At 62.6% G+C, this 16,059-nt stretch carries 18 protein-coding genes; 9 read left to right on the top strand and 9 right to left on the bottom strand.

Features of this window, described 5'->3' with window-relative positions; all coding sequences use genetic code 11:
* Window positions 1-28 precede the first annotated feature (28 nt).
* From IPF85_RS02415 to IPF85_RS02375, 9 genes are all read left to right on the top strand, one after another.
* Complete coding sequence (locus IPF85_RS02415) at window positions 29-1,867, top strand: phosphoenolpyruvate carboxykinase (GTP) (protein WP_343406470.1); 1,839 nt, start codon at window positions 29-31, stop codon at window positions 1,865-1,867.
* Between the two features lie 260 nt (window positions 1,868-2,127).
* Window positions 2,128-2,331: a hypothetical protein gene (locus IPF85_RS02410; RefSeq protein ID WP_343406469.1), complete on the top strand. Its 204-nt coding sequence runs from the start codon at window positions 2,128-2,130 to the stop codon at window positions 2,329-2,331.
* Between the two features lie 48 nt (window positions 2,332-2,379).
* The gene (gene mutY, locus IPF85_RS02405) at window positions 2,380-3,597 is read left to right on the top strand and encodes an A/G-specific adenine glycosylase (protein ID WP_343406468.1); all 1,218 of its coding nucleotides are present in this window, start codon (window positions 2,380-2,382) and stop codon (window positions 3,595-3,597) included.
* A gap of 20 nt (window positions 3,598-3,617) precedes the next feature.
* Window positions 3,618-4,601 carry a Gfo/Idh/MocA family oxidoreductase gene (locus tag IPF85_RS02400; RefSeq protein WP_343406467.1) on the top strand — a complete coding sequence of 328 codons (984 nt, stop codon included), beginning with the start codon at window positions 3,618-3,620 and terminating at the stop codon, window positions 4,599-4,601.
* A gap of 7 nt (window positions 4,602-4,608) precedes the next feature.
* A complete protein-coding gene (locus IPF85_RS02395; RefSeq protein WP_343406466.1) occupies window positions 4,609-5,487 on the top strand; it encodes a mechanosensitive ion channel domain-containing protein in 879 nt (292 codons plus the stop codon).
* 87 nt (window positions 5,488-5,574) lie between these two features.
* Entirely contained in the window at window positions 5,575-7,167 is a 1,593-nt protein-coding gene (locus IPF85_RS02390; RefSeq protein ID WP_343406465.1) for an FAD-binding oxidoreductase, read from the top strand.
* A 62-nt stretch (window positions 7,168-7,229) separates the two neighbouring features.
* Complete coding sequence (locus tag IPF85_RS02385; protein WP_343406464.1) at window positions 7,230-7,502, top strand: hypothetical protein; 273 nt, start codon at window positions 7,230-7,232, stop codon at window positions 7,500-7,502.
* 101 nt (window positions 7,503-7,603) lie between these two features.
* A complete protein-coding gene (locus tag IPF85_RS02380) occupies window positions 7,604-8,188 on the top strand; it encodes a methyltransferase domain-containing protein (RefSeq protein WP_343406463.1) in 585 nt (194 codons plus the stop codon).
* Window positions 8,185-8,961, top strand: coding sequence for a glucose 1-dehydrogenase (locus IPF85_RS02375; RefSeq protein ID WP_343406462.1), 777 nt, complete (start codon window positions 8,185-8,187; stop codon window positions 8,959-8,961). The genes IPF85_RS02380 and IPF85_RS02375 overlap by 4 nt, the downstream gene beginning before the upstream one ends.
* A 72-nt stretch (window positions 8,962-9,033) precedes the next feature.
* Here the strand turns inward: IPF85_RS02375 and IPF85_RS02370 are convergent, their stop codons facing one another.
* From IPF85_RS02370 to IPF85_RS02330, 9 genes are all read right to left on the bottom strand, one after another.
* Window positions 9,034-9,489: a hypothetical protein gene (locus tag IPF85_RS02370; protein WP_343406461.1), complete on the bottom strand. Its 456-nt coding sequence runs from the start codon at window positions 9,487-9,489 to the stop codon at window positions 9,034-9,036.
* Window positions 9,490-9,688: 199 nt separating this feature from the next.
* Window positions 9,689-10,120: a hypothetical protein gene (locus tag IPF85_RS02365; protein ID WP_343406460.1), complete on the bottom strand. Its 432-nt coding sequence runs from the start codon at window positions 10,118-10,120 to the stop codon at window positions 9,689-9,691.
* A complete protein-coding gene (locus tag IPF85_RS02360; protein ID WP_343406459.1) occupies window positions 10,120-10,560 on the bottom strand; it encodes a hypothetical protein in 441 nt (146 codons plus the stop codon). The genes IPF85_RS02365 and IPF85_RS02360 overlap by 1 nt, the downstream gene beginning before the upstream one ends.
* Before the next feature lie 246 nt (window positions 10,561-10,806).
* Window positions 10,807-11,238, bottom strand: a complete 432-nt coding sequence (locus IPF85_RS02355) for a c-type cytochrome (protein ID WP_343406458.1) — start codon at window positions 11,236-11,238, stop codon at window positions 10,807-10,809.
* A 211-nt stretch (window positions 11,239-11,449) separates the two neighbouring features.
* Complete coding sequence (locus tag IPF85_RS02350) at window positions 11,450-11,962, bottom strand: nitrous oxide reductase accessory protein NosL (protein ID WP_343406457.1); 513 nt, start codon at window positions 11,960-11,962, stop codon at window positions 11,450-11,452.
* A gap of 81 nt (window positions 11,963-12,043) precedes the next feature.
* Entirely contained in the window at window positions 12,044-12,871 is an 828-nt protein-coding gene (locus tag IPF85_RS02345) for an ABC transporter permease (protein WP_343406456.1), read from the bottom strand.
* A 9-nt stretch (window positions 12,872-12,880) separates the two neighbouring features.
* On the bottom strand, window positions 12,881-13,771 hold the full coding sequence (locus IPF85_RS02340) for an ABC transporter ATP-binding protein (RefSeq protein ID WP_343406455.1): 891 nt from the start codon (window positions 13,769-13,771) through the stop codon (window positions 12,881-12,883).
* Window positions 13,768-15,180, bottom strand: a complete 1,413-nt coding sequence (gene nosD / locus IPF85_RS02335) for a nitrous oxide reductase family maturation protein NosD (RefSeq protein ID WP_343406454.1) — start codon at window positions 15,178-15,180, stop codon at window positions 13,768-13,770. The genes IPF85_RS02340 and nosD overlap by 4 nt, the downstream gene beginning before the upstream one ends.
* 107 nt (window positions 15,181-15,287) lie before the next feature.
* Window positions 15,288-15,941, bottom strand: a complete 654-nt coding sequence (locus tag IPF85_RS02330) for a cytochrome C (RefSeq protein ID WP_343406453.1) — start codon at window positions 15,939-15,941, stop codon at window positions 15,288-15,290.
* Window positions 15,942-16,059: the final 118 nt, after the last annotated feature.

Below are 16,059 nucleotides of genomic sequence, written 5' to 3'. Positions count from 1 at the left end.
ATGCCACACGATGCAGAATAGAGGGATTATGCTCAACTACCCATCGAACCTGAAACACGAAACGATCCGCACCTGGGTTGCCGAGATGGCTGCCCTGTGCCAGCCCGACGCCGTCTACTGGTGTGACGGCTCCCAGGCCGAGTACGACGCCATGTGCGCAACTCTCGTGAAGGCGGGCACCTTCGTCCGCTTGAACGAGGAGAAGCGCCCCAACAGCTTCCTGGCCCTGTCGGACCCCAGCGATGTGGCGCGCGTGGAAGACCGTACATTCATCTGCAGCGTCAACAAGCAGGACGCTGGCCCCACCAACAATTGGATCGAGCCTGCGGAGATGAAGGCGACGCTCAATCGCCTCTTCGACGGCAGCATGGTCGGGCGCACCATGTATGTCATCCCCTTCAGCATGGGGCCGCTCGGCTCCTACATTGCGCACATCGGCGTTGAGTTGACCGATTCACCCTATGTGGTCGCCAACATGCGCATCATGACGCGCATGGGCGCGGCAGTGTGGGATGTGCTGGGCACAGACGGCGAGTTCGTGCCGTGTATGCACTCCGTGGGCGCACCCTTAGCGCCTGGCCAAAAGGATGTGTCCTGGCCCTGCAACAAGGATCAGAAGTATATCGTACACTTCCCGGAAGAGCGCGCGATCTGGTCCTATGGCAGCGGCTACGGCGGCAACGCCCTGCTCGGCAAGAAATGCCTGGCGCTGCGCATCGCCTCCACCATGGCCCGCGACGAAGGCTGGCTGGCCGAGCACATGCTGATCCTGGGTGTCGAAGCGCCCAGCGGTGAGAGGACCTATGTAGGCGCCGCGTTCCCCAGCGCGTGTGGCAAAACCAACTTCGCCATGCTCATCCCGCCCGCGGCCTTCGAAGGCTGGAAGATCACCACGGTGGGCGATGACATCGCCTGGATCAAACCTGGTCCGGACGGCCAGTTGTACGCCATCAACCCCGAAGCCGGCTACTTTGGCGTGGCGCCAGGCACATCTGAGAAGACTAACCCCAACGCCATGGCCAGCATCAAGGCCAACACCATCTACACGAACGTGGCGCTCACGCCGGATAACGACGTTTGGTGGGAAGGTATGACCAAGGTGCCGCCTCCCTCCTTGATTGACTGGCAGGGCAAGCCCTGGACGCCTGACTCAGGGCGCAAGGCCGCGCATCCCAACGCCCGTTTCACCGCGCCGGCCTATCAGAACCCGGTGATTGACCCAGAGTGGGAAAACCCGAACGGCGTGCCGATCAAGGCCTTCATCTTCGGCGGCCGGCGCAGCAACGTGGTTCCGCTGATCATGCAGTCCTACAACTGGAACTACGGCGTCTATCTGGCCGCGACGATGGGTTCAGAGACCACGGCGGCCGCGGCCGGGCAAGTGGGCCAGGTGCGCCGCGATCCGTTCGCCATGCTGCCCTTCTGTGGCTACCACATGGCCGACTATTTCGACCACTGGCTGCAGTTTGGCCGCACCATCACCAACCCGCCACTCATCTTCGGTGTCAACTGGTTCCGCACCGACAAGAGCGGCCGCTTCCTCTGGCCGGGCTTTGGCGACAACATGCGCATCCTCAAGTGGATCGTGGAGCGCGCCAATGGCGAAGCCGTTGCTGTGGAAGGCCCGTTGGGCCTGATGCCGCGCTACGAGGATTTGGATTGGCGCGGCATGGACGACTTCTCGCGCGACCAGTACACCGAATTGATGTCGGTTGACCGCGAGCTGTGGAAGCAGGAGATGCTGTCACACGATGAACTGTTCATCAAGCTGTATGATCGCCTGCCCAAGGAAATGATCTTCATGCGCGAGTTGATACTCTCTGCCCTGTGGCGATCGCCCGCGCAGTGGACGCCCAAGTCTGCTTGACGCGCTGAGCGCCGACCTGCGCCCAGCACCTGAGAAGTGACCACAAGACCGGGCCTGCCGCGCAGGCCCGGTCTTTGCATGATTGTGACCTATACTGCAAGCGGGAATAGACTTCACTTCTCCGCCTAAGGAAACAGGCGCAATTCGTGCCCGCTTGCAGTCTATTTGCACAGGCCCGCTGATTTGCATCTTGCGTCTTTGTCGTTTATCCTTCCTCTGCGAGTCCGCACCTGTGAGGCCTTTGCATGAGGTGACCTGTTATGGCTGATTGTATCAAATGCAAGACATGGAATCCAGACGATAAGCTGGTGTGCTGGCGTTGCCAGACCCCCCTGCCCAAGCCCGAACCGCCGCGGCGTAAACGTCAACTGTCCAGCACCACGATCCTGTTGGTTGTTGGCGCCTTCTTTCTGATTAGCTGGCTGTTCTTTCAACTCTTCGTGCTCAGCCCCGTTGGCCGCTAAGGGGCTGGCATGACACCGCGCGTGCGTCCCGCTTCCGTTGCTTCCCCGTTGTCTCCGTTGTCTCCCTTGCCTCCCGCTCCCCTGTCTGAGCCTCCCTCTCCGGCGACCCTGACTGCGCGACTGCTGGCCTGGGGGCAAGACCAGGCGCGCTCGTTGCCCTGGCGCACCGTGGACGCCGAGGGCCGCCGTGACCCGTACCGGACCTGGGTCAGCGAAATCATGCTGCAACAGACTCAGGTGAGCACCGTGATCCCCTACTTCGAACGCTGGCTGACGCGCTTTCCCACCGTGGAGGCGCTGGCCGCGGCCCCGCCAGACGACGCCTTGAAAGCCTGGGAGGGGTTGGGCTACTACGCCCGTGCGCGCCATTTGCATCGGGCGGCACAGATCGTCGTCGCGCAGCAGGGCGGCCACCTTCCGCACACGCGGGCGGAACTGGCCAGCCTGCCGGGCATCGGTCGTTCCACCCTGGGCGCGATCTTGAGCCTGGCCTTCGGTCAGCGCGCCGCCGTCCTCGATGGTAACCTGAAGCGCGTTCTGAGTCGTGTCTTCGATGTGGACACGCCCCTGGGGCAGGCTGCCACCGAGGCGCGCTTGTGGGCGCTGAGCGAAGCGCTGGTCATGGCCCTCGACCGGGACGATCAGGCCGGCCCGCTGAACGAAGCGTTGATGGATCTGGGGGCCACGGTGTGCCTGCCGCGCAGCCCTGCCTGCCTGGCCTGCCCGTTGACCGGCCACTGCCTGGCGCAGGCACGCGGCGTGCAGGCCGGCCGCCCCGTGCGCACCCCGCGCAAGGCGCTGCCCTACTTCGATGTGACCTGCGGCCTGATCTGGAAGGGCGACGGTCGTTTGCTCATTGCGCAGCGTCCACCCCACGGTATGTTGGGCGGGCTGTGGGAGTTTCCAGGCGGCAAGCAGGAGCCAGGCGAGAGCCTGCCAGAGTGCCTGCGCCGCGAGATCATGGAAGAGCTGGGGATTGCTATCGAGGTGGGCGAGAAATTGACGGCTGTTCAGCACACCTACACCCACCTGCGCATCACACTGCACGCATTTCACTGCCGTCTGCTGCACGGGGAGCCGCAGGCCCTGGGCGTGGCCGCGTGGGCCTGGGCGTGGCCAGAGGAATTGGCGGCCTATGCCTTTCCGGTGACCGACCTCAAGGTCATCCGGGCGCTGCAAACAGCCATTTCTGTAGGTCCGGTCTCCTGGCCGGACGACGTTGGCGCAAGAAAGCAACCTTTGGCGCAGAGAACGCCGTCATCGTAACCTGAAAAAGGAGGAATTCGATGTCAAGAATTTTGCGTTGGGGCCTCTTGAGCACCGCGCGCATCAACCGGGCCATTCTGACGGCCATGCCCCACTCCCCGCGTAATGTGGTGACCGCGGTGGCCAGCCGCAGCGCAGCCCGGGCCGCCGCCTATGCCGCAGAATGGAAAATCGCCCGCACCTTCGCCAGCTATGAAGCCATGCTGGCCGATCCAGACGTGGATGTGATCTACAATTCGCTGCCCAACGCCCTGCACACGGAATGGACGCTCAAGGCGGTGCAGGCCGGCAAGCATGTGCTGTGCGAAAAACCACTGGCCCTGACCGTGGCCGATGTGGATGCTATCGCCGCGGCGGCGCAGCAGGCCGGCGTTGTGGTGGCCGAAGCCTTCATGTATCGGCATCATCCGCAGACCCTGCGGGTCAAAGAGATGATCGGGCAAGGCGCAGTCGGCGAGATGCGCCTGCTGCGCGGCGCCTTCAGCTACCTGCTGACCAACCGCTCGGATGTGCGCCTGCTGCCTGAACTGGGCGGCGGTTCGCTCTGGGACGTGGGCTGCTACCCCATCAGTTTTGCCCGCTTCCTGGCCGGCGCGGAACCGGTTGAGGTGTTTGGCTGGCAGGTCAGCGGTCCCAGCGGCGTGGATGAGCTGTTCGCCGGTCAGCTGCGCTTTGCCAACGGCCTGCTGGCCCAGGTTGATTCGGCCTTTCAACTGCCCTTTCGTAGTTTCATGGAAATCGCGGGCAGTGAGCGCACGTTGACGGTGGCCGCGCCGTTCAAACCGCAGACCAACGAAGAGCTGATTCTGCGCCATAAGAACGATCTCATCGAAGTTATCAAGATCGCCGGCGAACCATTGTATCGCGGCGAAATTGAGGATATGGCCGACGCGGTGCTGTTGGGCAAGCCGCCGCGTGTCGGCCTGGCCGAAAGCCGCGGCAACGTAGCCACCATCACCGCGCTGCTGGAATCGGCGCACAGCAACCGGCCGGTGAGGCTGTGAACTGACCATGTCCACTCTGTTTCCCGGCTCTCTACCGGCCTCTGCTTTTTTCTGGGGCGACGCGCTCATTCGCATCGGCGTCATTGTGCTGCTGACCCTGATTCTGCTGCGCGTGGTGCGCCTGCTCGCACGCCGCGCGGACCGTCGCTTGCAGGCCGCGGAGAGCGATCAGCAGCAGATGATGCGGGTGCATACCCTGTTGCAGACCGGGCGCAGCGGCATCGAGGCGCTGGTTATCATCCTGGCCGTCTTCATGATCCTGAACGCGCTGGGGATCAACGTGGTGCCCCTGCTGGCCGGCGCCAGTGTGGCCGGCCTGGCTATCTCCCTGGGCGCGCAGACGCTCATCAAGGACTACATCGCCGGCATCCTGATCCTGCTCGATGATCTCTACCGCGTGGGCGACGGGGTCGTGGTGGCAGGCGTGAGCGGCAGCGTCGAACGCATCACCCTGCGCTCCACCTACCTGCGCGATGAAAGCGACGGGCGTCTGCACGTTGTTCCCAACGGCGAGATTCGAGTGGTGGCCAATCGCACGCGCGGCTGGGCGCGCACCGTGGTGGAAGCGCGCCTGCCTTTGGCCACCGACCTGCGCCTGGCGCTGGCAGCCCTGGACGCGGCGGCGCAGGCTGCTTTTGCCGATGAAACGCTGCGCACCACTCTGTTGGAGACACCCCTGGTCGTTGGCCCCGTGAGCGTGCAGGACGATACGGTGCTTGTGCGCCTGACCGCCAAGACCCTGCCTGGCAAACAGGAACAGGTGGCCCCTGCCCTGCGCAGGTTCACGTTGGCCGCGCTGCAGCGCGCCGGCATCGAGGTTTTGCCCCTGGTACGACCCGCGGCCGCGCTGCGCGTGCAGATTTTGCCGCCGGAACCAGCGCCATGAAGGCGCGCGCGGGTATGCGCACTCAACCCGACACGGCGCCGGAATCCTGGGGAGTGGCGCTTGTGACAAACTCAAGGAGGTGCCTCGATGCGACGCTGGAATGGCTGGGGTGACGACGCGATCACCTACCGGCTGCCCAAAGCAGCCGGGCAATTTCTGCGCGATTTGGTGGGGCCAGGGACGCGGCCGCGCGATGCAACCTGGCCGGCAGTCATGGCCGCGCTGCCGCGCTCGCGCCTGATTCCCCATCCCCTCGTCTTCGATGAACCCGCTGACCGCCTGCGCCATAGCCGCGGCCAAAGCCTGCCCGACTGGATTGCCCTGCGCAGCGGCCGCCTGGGCGCCTTGCCTGACGGCGTAGCCTATCCCACCAGCGACCGCGAGGTGCGCGCGCTCATCGCCTATGCGCAATCCACCGGCACACGCCTGATTCCCTACGGCGGCGGCACCAGCGTGGTCGGTCACATCAACCCGCTGGCGGAGGCTGCGCCCGTGGTGACGGTTGACATGGGGCGTCTGAACGGACTGCTGCACCTGGACGAACGCAACCACCTGGCGACCTTTGGCGCCGGCATCAGCGGACCAGACCTGGAGACGCACCTGCGCGGCCGCGGCTTCACCCTGGGACATTTCCCGCAGTCGTTCGAGTATTCCACCCTGGGCGGCTGGATCGTAACGCGCTCCAGCGGACAGCAATCGCTGGGCTTTGGGCGCATCGAGCGCCTGTTTGCCGGCGGCCATCTGGAAGCGCCGGCTGGCGTCCTGGATCTGCCCGCGTTCCCTGCCTCGGCCGCGGGGCCAGACCTGCGCGAGATCGTGCTCGGTTCCGAGGGCCGCCTGGGCATCCTGACGACGGCGACGGTGCGCATCACGCCGGTCGCGGCCTGCGAGGATTTCCGGGCCGTCTTCTTCCCCGACTTCGAGTCCGGGCAGGCGGCCGTGCGTGCCATCGCGCAGTCCCGGACGCCCCTGTCCATGCTGCGCCTCAGCACCACGGTAGAGACGCAAACCAGCCTGGCCCTGGCCGGCCACCGGCGCCTCATCGCGGCGCTGGCGCGCTTCCTGGCCGTGAGCGGTATCCGTGACGAGAAGTGCATGTTGATCCTGGGCTTCAGCGGCTCGCAGGCGCAAGTCAAGCTGTCGCGCCAGGTGGCCCTGAGTCTGGCGCGGCAGCATGGCGGCGTCCATGTGGGCCGCACCTTCGGCCAGCAGTGGCACAAGAACCGTTTCCGGGCGCCCTATCTGCGCAACACCCTGTGGGACATGGGCTACGCGCTGGATACCGTGGAGACCGTAACCGACTGGGCCACGGCGCCCGCGCTGATTGCGGCCCTGGACACGACACTCCACCGCGGCCTGCAGGACAGCGGCGAGCGCACGCATGTTTTCACCCACCTCTCGCACACCTACCCCAGCGGCGCCAGTGTCTACACGACCTATCTGTACCGGGTCGCGTCCGATCCAGAAGAGACCCTGCGCCGCTGGCAGGTGCTGAAAGAGGCTGCCAGTCAGGTGATCTTGCAACACGGCGGCACCATCAGCCATCAGCATGGCGTGGGGTTGGACCACAAGTCGTACCTGGCGCAGGAAAAAGGCGCATTGGGCATGGCCGTGCTGGGCGACCTGTGCCGGCGCTTCGATCCGGACGGCTTACTCAATCCGGGCAAGCTGATTGCCTGATTGACAACAACCTGTTTTTCGGCTATATTCAGACGAGTTCCCTAATCAATAAGAGGAAGATGATGGCAAACGAATTTCATGTCAGTATGCAGTTGAATGACCAGGAGCAGGAAGTGGTGGAGATGCTGAAGGACGAGATGCATCTCGCATCCACCGATGATGTGATCCGGCTGCTGGTGCGCCAGGAAGCGCAGCGCAAGGCAGTGGTGTGCCCCACCTGCGGTCATCTGGCGCGCAAGGCGGCGACGGATGTGGCAAACTGCAATTCCTGCCTGTCCGTGATTAACCTGAGTGAGGGCATCTGGGAAGTCGTACAGATGCAGCGACGTCCTTAGCTCGGCTGGGTTTGGCCGCACCATGCGGCCAAGCCTGGCCCCTACGTTCGTTCGCCCGGCACAGCACATAAGGTGGTACGCGTATGGCGTGGAAACGCAAAATGTTGTTCTGGATGGCATACCTGACCGGTAAAGCGCCCTGGGACACCGGCGTCACCCCGCCGGAGGTGATTCGCCTGGTGCAATCGGGTGAGCTGACGCCCGGCTGCGCCGTAGACCTGGGCTGCGGCACCGGTCTCAATGCGATTTTTCTGATTCGTCATGGTTGGCAGGTGGTCGGGGTGGATAGCGAGCCGATCGCCATCCGGCGCGCCAGGCGGCGGGCCGCACAGGAAGTGCCTGCCCTGCGCCAGCAGGCCTGTTTCATGGTGGCTGACGTGACCGATTGGCGCTGGGCCGGTATCCGCTATGATCTGGCCCTGGACATCGGCTGCCTGCACAGCCTGACGCCGGCCGAACAGCAGAGCTATGCCATGTATCTCACGCGTTACACGAAGCCAGGCGCACACTTTTTGCTCTACGCCCGCGGCGCCCAGCGCCTGAACGGGGACGCGGCCTCGTTTGGCCTGGACCAACCGCAAGTCGAAGCGCTGTTGGCGCCGGCCTGGCAGTCGCTGTGGGTTCAACGCGGCCAGGAAGGGGCGCATGCTTCGGCCTGGTATCTCTTCAAGAGGGACGATACGTGAATCAGTTCGATCTCACGGGCAAGGTAGCCATCATCAGCGGCGCGTCGCGTGGCATCGGCGAAGCCATCGCCCTGGCCTACGCGCAGGCCGGCGCGGCGGTGGTGCTGACCAGCCGCAAGCTGGAGAATGTCAGCCTGGTGGCCGATAAGATCAAGGCGGCCGGCGGGCAGGCGTTGGCGTTGGCCGCGCACGCGGGTCAACAGGCCGATACAGAGGCGGTGGTGGCGCAGGCCGTGGCCACCTTTGGCCGCGTGGATATTGCCGTCAACAACGCCGGCACGAATCCGCACTTTGGGCCGCTGCTGACGGCCGAAGGCAGTCATTGGGATAAGATTTTCGAGGTCAACGTCAAGGGCTATTTCTACCTGGCCAAAGCGGTGGTACCGGTCATGCGCAAGCAGGGCGGCGGCAAGATCATCAATGTGGCCTCGATTGCCGGCATCAACCCTGGGCCGCTGATGGGTGTCTACAGCACGAGCAAGGCCGCGGTCATCATGTTGACTAAAGTCCTGGCGGTTGAGCTGGGACCGGAGAACATCCAGGTCAACGCGCTGGCGCCTGGCTTCATCCGCACCAAGTTTTCGGCCGCGCTGTGGGGCAATCCGCAGTTGAAGCAAATGCTGGAGAAGGCCACGCCGCAACATCGCATCGCCCCTGCACAGGAGCTGACCGGCGCGGCGCTCTACCTGGCCTCGGACGCGTCCAACTTCACGACCGGCAGCGTACTGGTGGTGGATGGCGGTTTCAGCCTGGGCGCTTTGCCTGTCGGATAAGGCACAGCCGGCAGGATATTCGCAAGAAACCCGTTTTCTGAGAGAAAACGGGTTTCTTGTTTGATCGTTCGTTCAAACCACGCCGCAGTAGGTCTGCAAGCCCTGGTTGAGCGCCCGATGAATTTCGTAGGCGATGGCTTGCGCGACGATGGGGCGAATCAGCGGCACCAGTGGGCGCAGCCACACCGGCAGCCGGTCGGTGATGCGGGCGATCAGTTCGCCAAGCAGTTCGTCCACCTTGGCCTTGATCTCATCCGCGGAGACTACGATCAGCCTGTCGTAGACCTCGGGGCCGCAGATGACCATTTTCGCCACCCGTGCGACCTGATCCCAGAGCCAGCCCAGGATACCCTGCGGATGCTCCAGCGCCCGTTCAGCCTCGGTGGCTTGCGTTACATCGGCTGGAACGACGGCGCGTCGTCCCTCGCCGGCCTCGTACTCCTCAAATGAAGATGGCGCACCGGCCAATAGTCCACGCACCTGTGCGACGAGTTCTTCATCAGCTTGCGGTAACACTGTCTCAGACATGATCTACCTCCGTAATTGTCAAAGAGAGATTGAAATGGATGCTGCAAACCTGGAATGTTGAGCGATCGGGAGGCAACTGGGTGTAGCCCGATCATACCACAAGCGCGGTCATAGGAAATAGGAAATAGGAAATAGGAAATAGAAAATAGGAAATAGAAAATAGAAAATAGAAAAAGACGAGAGATGAAGAAATTGTTGCTCACGTCAAAAATGGCTTGATGCGCGGCCAGGCGTGGGTCAGGAAGAGGGCGACGGCCAGGACGAGGAGTGTGCCCCCAACAACGTTGAACCAGGCGGCGGCCTGCTTTGACCAGGCGCTGGCCAGCCACGGCGCCAGCAGCAGGCAGAGCAGCCCGACGTTAAAATTGACATAACTGAGGCGCGGCAGCGTGTCGTTGCCGCGGTTGCGGCCTTCGGTCACACCCCAGCGCGGCAAGATCCAGTAGGCAACACCCATGGTGAACTGAATGATCCAGCCGAAGAGAACCAGGAAGACATGCGCCGGCAGCCAGACCCAGATGCCGGGCAGGATACCAAGCCCTTTGGCCGTCAGGATGAGGTCGCCCAGCCCGAAACCGGCGGCCAGGTAGAGAAACGACGTGCGTACCAACCAGCGTGATAGGGTGGGCATTATTTGCTCCCTGTTGCTCCGCCCAGCGGCTTGACGCGCGACCACGAGTTCCAGACGAAAACCCAGCCTGCGCTGACCTGCAGCAGCCCGGACGCTACCAGAGTCCAGCCCCAGACCGGCGCTGGCTGGATGATCTGCAGCGGCTCGGCCAACAGGCGCAGCAGCAGTCCGCTGTTCAAGGCTGCGTAGACAAACCACGCGGCGCGTTCGTTACCCCGCGGTTGTTCCTTGCTGAGGCGTGGAAACATCCAGAAGACAATGCCGAAAATGAGCTGGCTGGCCCAGCCGACCATCAACAGGTGGTAGGCCACGGGGCGCAGCGCAGCCACAACCGGCGGCAGCGTAAGCACCTGCGACCAGAGCAAGACGGCGAAGATCAAGACAGCGATGGTGAAGTAAAGAAATGCAGTCTTGATGCACCAACGGGTAAACGTAGGCATGGAAGATCGTGTCCTTCAGTTCTTGATGAGGGTGAACCCTCGTCCAAATCATCGCGCCATGCCCGGCCGTTGTCTGCGACTTTTGTCATGTCGGTTCCTGCCCCAACTCGCTTCACCTGTAGGCCTGGTCTCCTGGCCGGACGGCGTTGGGACGCGAGAAGGCCGGAGATGAATTTCATCTCCGGCCTTCTCTGCTTCATGTGCGGCGTCAGCAGTCAACTTGCTGTTGGCTGAGACGCAACGTCGTTATGGCTTGTTGATGCTGCGCATGTAGGCAATGATGTCCTGCAGGTTCTGATCGGTCAGCGCCGGGTTGCCGCCCTTAGAAGGCATATCCACACCGGTGGTGTTAGCCGGATCCGTAGCGGGGCGACCCTTCTTGACGAAATCTAAGATCTGGGCATCGGTTTGTGTCTTGACGAATTCCGAGGTGACCCAGGATTTGCCCAGACCCTGCACGCCCACGGCATCAGGGCCATGGCAGGCAATGCAGGCCGAGTCGTACAGCTTCTTACCGGCGACCGCGTCGCCCGTTGCGGCCGGCGGTGCCTTGGGCGCCTCAGTGGCCTTCGGCGCTTCGGTCGGCTTGGCCGGAGCGGGCGTCGCGGCTCCTCCGCCGCAGGCAGCCAGGGACAAAACGACGATCGCCAATACTGCAATCAACCACAATTTTCGCATACGATGTGTTCTCCTCCATGTCAATGAGAAAAGGTGTATTTTCTGTTGCGCCACATTGGGCAGAGACTGCGTCTTGCGCAGCGCAGACCAAAGCATACTACAAAGCGCCGATTTCGTCAATCCTGCAAACACTTGTGACACACTGCGCAAGGTGCGAACAAGGTGGCAGGGAAGACACGATCGGGAGATCGTGTCCGCTCTATGAGCCTGCCTACTTGGTGGGCGTCGGCTGATTGCTGCCGCCCATTCCGCCCATACCGCCGTGCCGCATGGTGCCGCCCTGGGCCTTGACTGCTTCCCAGTCCATCACCTTGCCGTTCCATTGAGCGGCCAGGGCCTCGGCTCCACCCTGGCTGGAGCTGGCGGCCAGTCCGGTTGCCATTGGCGTCTTGAGGGTATCGCTGTCCACGTAAACGGCCTTCTCGGCCTCGATCCAAGCCTTCGTATCATAATCGTGGACATAGGAGGCCACGAATGTCTGATCCTTGTGCTGCGTCAGGTAACGCACCAGGTCGCCGATGTCATCGAAGAGCAGGCTCTCATAGTCGCCCGCGCTGATTTCACGAATCGCCGCGGCAGCAAAACGCTCGTCGTTGATAATCATATCGCAGTCGGCGCACTTGTCTTCGCCATAGCGAATCGTCGGCGGTTTGATCTCGGTTGCCTGGCTGCAACCCGCCAACAGCAGAGTCAGAACAACCATCACCAGAAGGGTAACACGCATTTTCATAGCCAATCAATCTTGCCTTTCTAAAGGTTCAACGTGATGAGGCACAGTTCATCATAGAAAACTAGCGCGGGGCGCTCAAAAATCACCCCGCTGCCTAAACCGACCATAGGCCACCAGTAGGGGCACGAGAACCCAAACCAGGAGCACGGCCAGGAACACCCACAGCAGGCTGTCGCCGTAGGTTTGCAGCGCGTAGAGACCGGCCGGTCCCAACACATCCAGCGTCGCGTTGATGCTCAGGATGGAGGCCATCTTGAACACCTGCAGCGGGTTGGCGCTGGCCAGCAGGAACAGATCGGCAATTTTCAGCCGCATCGAAACGGCTGTCCCCATCATGCCCAGGTCGCCCAGGAAGACGAAGGTCAACCAGAGGAAGAGGGAGATGCCGATGGCGATGCCGGCCTTGTGGGCAAAGGCCGAGATGACGAAGCCGACGCTGAGCATGGTCAGGGCCAGCAGGAACGCCAGGCCAACGAGGACCAGGTACGACTCGGCGTAGGCCATGCCGTTCGCCACCATGACCAGCCCGGAGATGCCGAAACCGAGCGTCAGCGCGGCCAGGATAGCCAGGGCCAGCCCCAGGTACTTGCCCACGAAGACTTCCAGGCGGGTGACGGGCTGCGCCAACAAGTAGCTCAGGGTGCCCCGCTCGGACTCGGCCGCCAGACTCTGCGCGCCGACGGTCAGCGCCATCAGGGGCACAATCAGGAGGACCAGGTTGATCAGGCTGGCGGCTGTGCGCCCAAAACCGGCGAACCCGACGATGCCGGCGCCGGACAGGGCCAGGAACGAAAGCCCCAGCGCCAGCACGGTGAAGGCCACGGTGTAGAGCACGAACCAGCGATTGCGCAGGGAATCGCGCAGTTCTTTTTGCAGCAGCGTTGCCACATTCTGGAAATCCATGGGTTTGCCTCAGATGACTTCGAAATCGCGCACGGTGATCTGGGCCGCGGCCAGGGCCTGGATCGGCTGCGCCTTGTGACCGGGCTGCACATCCACGTAGATGCCGGTACCGTTGCGCGAGGCGCTGAAGCCATCGCGGGTGAGGACCTCCAGCGCCGCGTCCAGCGCGGCATCGGGCAGATAGAGCTTGACCCGACTCTTGAGGCCGACCGTCCCGGCCAGATTGACCGCCGGCACTTGGGCGATCAGTTTGCCTTTCTCAAGCACCAGCGCGCGGTCGGCCAGGGCCTCCACCTCTTCCAGACGGTGCGAGGTGAAGAGGATCGTCTTGCCGGATGCTTTGACCTCAACCAGGAGTTGCAGAAACTGGTCACGGGCCAGGGTATCCAGGTTGGAGGTTGGCTCATCGAGCACGAGCACCGGCGGGTCGGCCAGGAGGGCCAGGGCCAGGGCCAGCCGTTGTTTCATGCCGCCGGAGAGCGCACTGACCGGCTTGCCGGCATGGTCGGCCAGGCCAACCTGGGCCAGGACCGCATGCGCCCGCGCGGGCGGCACATGCTTGAGACGACCATAGAACTGCGCGGTAGCCAGCGCAGTCAGGTCGTCGTAAAAGGCGAGTTCCTGGGGCACATAGCCGAGTTGGCGGCGAGCGTCACGCCCCCGCCGACGGGCATCCAAACCGTTGATGCTGATGCTGCCCCGGTAGTGGAGCAAGCCGAGCACGCATTTGATGGCTGTCGTCTTGCCGGCGCCGTTGGCACCCCACAGCGCCAATGCTTCACCGGCGGCAACCTCGAAACTAAGGTCGGTGACAACCGTCGTCTTGCCGAAGCGCTTTTCAAGGTTGGCAACCCGAATCATGCCGGTGGAAGGAAGCGGGGAGGATGGTGAGGTGTTCATGGTGTGGCCTGCTTGTGCCGGAACATGGTCAGCCGGCGTCGAATTTGTGGTTGGGGGTAGGCGATCGTCAGGATGGCGGCGGCCAGGGCCAGCAACCCCAGGGCCACGGCCAGCGCCGGCGCCCGCGGCGAGCGCGTCATACCGGGGCCGGGCGGGATGACCGGCGGGTTCATCAGGGGGTTGGCATCACTCATCTTGGGCCGCGGCTGCGTGATGGGGAAGGCGCGCGCGGCCAGGTCAATGGCATCGGTAGCCGGGCTGAGATTGAACAGGCGCAGGCCCGGATAGCGGTCCATCAGGTTCTCGAACAGGCTTGTGGACTTGTAAGCAAGGTCGCCGATGCCGTCCTCATTGGCGTCGAAACCGGTGTAATCGCTCCAATAGTTGCCGCGGCCATCCTTCTGCCACAGGTTCCCCTTGAGCTCGCCGCCGCCCTGAATTGCCACCTGCTCGGTGTTTTCCCAGAAGATGTTGTCCCACAACTGGGTGTTGCGCACGTGTGGTAGAAACAGGATACCGATGTCATTGTGGGCAAACAGGTTCAGGTGAAACTGGTCGGTAATGCCGGTGGCTGACGGCGGGTTGTCCAGGTAAATCGCCACCCGGTTATCCAGGAAGCGGTTGCCCTCGGCCTGCACGCCGTCCATATCCTTCAGCCCCAAGCCGTAACCGCTGGGGCCGCGGCTGCGCGCCATCGTGTTGCCGGTGAGGGTGAGGTTCTTGCTATTCATGAGATAGATGCCGACCGAATTGCCTTCCAGTCGGTTGCCGATCAGCGTGTTATTATCGCAAAACATGAAGTGCAGGCCGTATCGCCCGTTGCGAATCACGTTGTTGCGAATCATGACGTTGCTGGAGAACCAGATCACCGCATCGCGGCCGTTCTCGGTCGTGTTATCTTCCAGCAGGCTGTCGTGGCTGTACCAGAAGCGAACCAGGTCGCCGCGATGGGCGGAGGGCAGATCCATGCCGCGCACGAAATTGCCGCGCACAATGCCGCTCGCGGCGTTGTTGAGGTAGATGCCAAAGAGGACATTTTCCAGGTGGTTGCCTTCGATGACCGTTCGTTCGGCCTGGCTTTCGATGCCACCGTCTTCATGTTCGAGCAAACGGCCGCTGTTGCGCAGGGTGAAGCCGCGCAACGTGACGTCAGGCGCGGTGATGAGGACGATGATGCCGACGCCGCCGCCGTCAATCACCGGGTTGCCCAGGCCCACCAGGGTCAGCGGTTTGTCAATGACCACGTGTTCCGGGTAGACGCCAGCCTGCACTTCGATGGTGTCACCGGGTGCAGCCCGGGCAATGGCCGCACTAATGCTGGTTACCGGGCTGTTGGGCGCGACGGTGATGGTGCTGGGCAGGGCCTGGGCTTGGACAATGCTCAGCAAAACGGTCAGGAACAAAATCATGCTCAAATTTCCACGGGGGTCATGTCAGGAGCCGTCATGAAATAATGATCGCAACTCTCACGCTTGCCAAAGGGGCACAGATGTAACACTTGTTTCGTAACGACTCCTTAGCTAACGGCCTGAGCTTGGCGCGCTCTCTCGGCCTCTAGCAGCGGCTTGTAGGCCGCGCGATGCAGCCAAAGGCCAATCAGAATGACCACCGAGGCCGCCATGGCCAGATAGAAACCGGTGTCTACCATGGCGGTGGTACTGAATTGACCGACGGTGCCGGTGCCCAACAGGGTGGGCGTGAATGGTTTGATGCTGCTCGACAGCGGTGCGGCCGGGTCCAGGTTGTGACCAAAGCTGTAGAGCCAGAAGAAGAGGTCGGCCAGGAAAACCAGCGGGTAGGCGATGACCGGCAGCGCCAGCAGGGCCGCCCATTGGTTGTGAATGAAGATGGCCGCAATGAGTAACAGAGTGAGCGCAACAATGGCTATCACGGCGAATGAACGCTCGAACGCGGCGGCTTCTTCCATCTTGGGCATACCGATGTAGTGGTTCAGGCCGTCAATTTCTTTGGCGTCACCGCCCACGCGGTTGACATACAGTTGCACCGTCAGTCCCTTCGGGTACTGTGGGGCATGAAGGGTCAGGGTCCAATAGGGCAGGAAGATCGAGACGACAACCAGCATGGCCGCCAACATGAACATGACGGTGGGCATGACGTAGGTGTTGGGATTGACCATGCGTGGCTGTGGCGAACTGGAAGGTGTTGTCATAGGTTGTTTATTTTCGTTTGCCATTATTTCTTTTTTTGTCAACCTTTTCTGTGATGAATTTCACTATTCGACATGGCGTCGGGCGGGGGGCTGCGTGATGCGGCGGCAACCGCATCAC

The organism is Candidatus Amarolinea dominans, assembly GCF_016704685.1.
GTDB classification, from domain to species: Bacteria; Chloroflexota; Anaerolineae; order SSC4; family Amarolineaceae; genus Amarolinea; species Amarolinea dominans.
This window is presented reverse-complemented; position numbering and strand designations above follow the sequence as displayed.

Excerpts from the sequence above, each read along its gene's own strand:
- IPF85_RS02415 (WP_343406470.1), top strand. The coding sequence starts at position 29 with ATGCTCAACTACCCATCGAACCTGAAACACGAAACGATCCGCACCTGG.
- IPF85_RS02410 (WP_343406469.1), top strand. The coding sequence starts at position 2,128 with ATGGCTGATTGTATCAAATGCAAGACATGGAATCCAGACGATAAGCTG.
- IPF85_RS02400 (WP_343406467.1), top strand. The coding sequence starts at position 3,618 with ATGTCAAGAATTTTGCGTTGGGGCCTCTTGAGCACCGCGCGCATCAAC.
- IPF85_RS02395 (WP_343406466.1), top strand. The coding sequence starts at position 4,609 with ATGTCCACTCTGTTTCCCGGCTCTCTACCGGCCTCTGCTTTTTTCTGG.
- IPF85_RS02390 (WP_343406465.1), top strand. The coding sequence starts at position 5,575 with ATGCGACGCTGGAATGGCTGGGGTGACGACGCGATCACCTACCGGCTG.
- IPF85_RS02385 (WP_343406464.1), top strand. The coding sequence starts at position 7,230 with ATGGCAAACGAATTTCATGTCAGTATGCAGTTGAATGACCAGGAGCAG.
- IPF85_RS02380 (WP_343406463.1), top strand. The coding sequence starts at position 7,604 with ATGTTGTTCTGGATGGCATACCTGACCGGTAAAGCGCCCTGGGACACC.
- IPF85_RS02370 (WP_343406461.1), bottom strand. The coding sequence starts at position 9,489 with ATGTCTGAGACAGTGTTACCGCAAGCTGATGAAGAACTCGTCGCACAG.
- IPF85_RS02365 (WP_343406460.1), bottom strand. The coding sequence starts at position 10,120 with ATGCCCACCCTATCACGCTGGTTGGTACGCACGTCGTTTCTCTACCTG.
- IPF85_RS02360 (WP_343406459.1), bottom strand. The coding sequence starts at position 10,560 with ATGCCTACGTTTACCCGTTGGTGCATCAAGACTGCATTTCTTTACTTC.
- IPF85_RS02355 (WP_343406458.1), bottom strand. The coding sequence starts at position 11,238 with ATGCGAAAATTGTGGTTGATTGCAGTATTGGCGATCGTCGTTTTGTCC.
- IPF85_RS02350 (WP_343406457.1), bottom strand. The coding sequence starts at position 11,962 with ATGCGTGTTACCCTTCTGGTGATGGTTGTTCTGACTCTGCTGTTGGCG.
- IPF85_RS02345 (WP_343406456.1), bottom strand. The coding sequence starts at position 12,871 with ATGGATTTCCAGAATGTGGCAACGCTGCTGCAAAAAGAACTGCGCGAT.
- IPF85_RS02340 (WP_343406455.1), bottom strand. The coding sequence starts at position 13,771 with ATGAACACCTCACCATCCTCCCCGCTTCCTTCCACCGGCATGATTCGG.
- nosD (WP_343406454.1), bottom strand. The coding sequence starts at position 15,180 with ATGATTTTGTTCCTGACCGTTTTGCTGAGCATTGTCCAAGCCCAGGCC.
- IPF85_RS02330 (WP_343406453.1), bottom strand. The coding sequence starts at position 15,941 with ATGACAACACCTTCCAGTTCGCCACAGCCACGCATGGTCAATCCCAAC.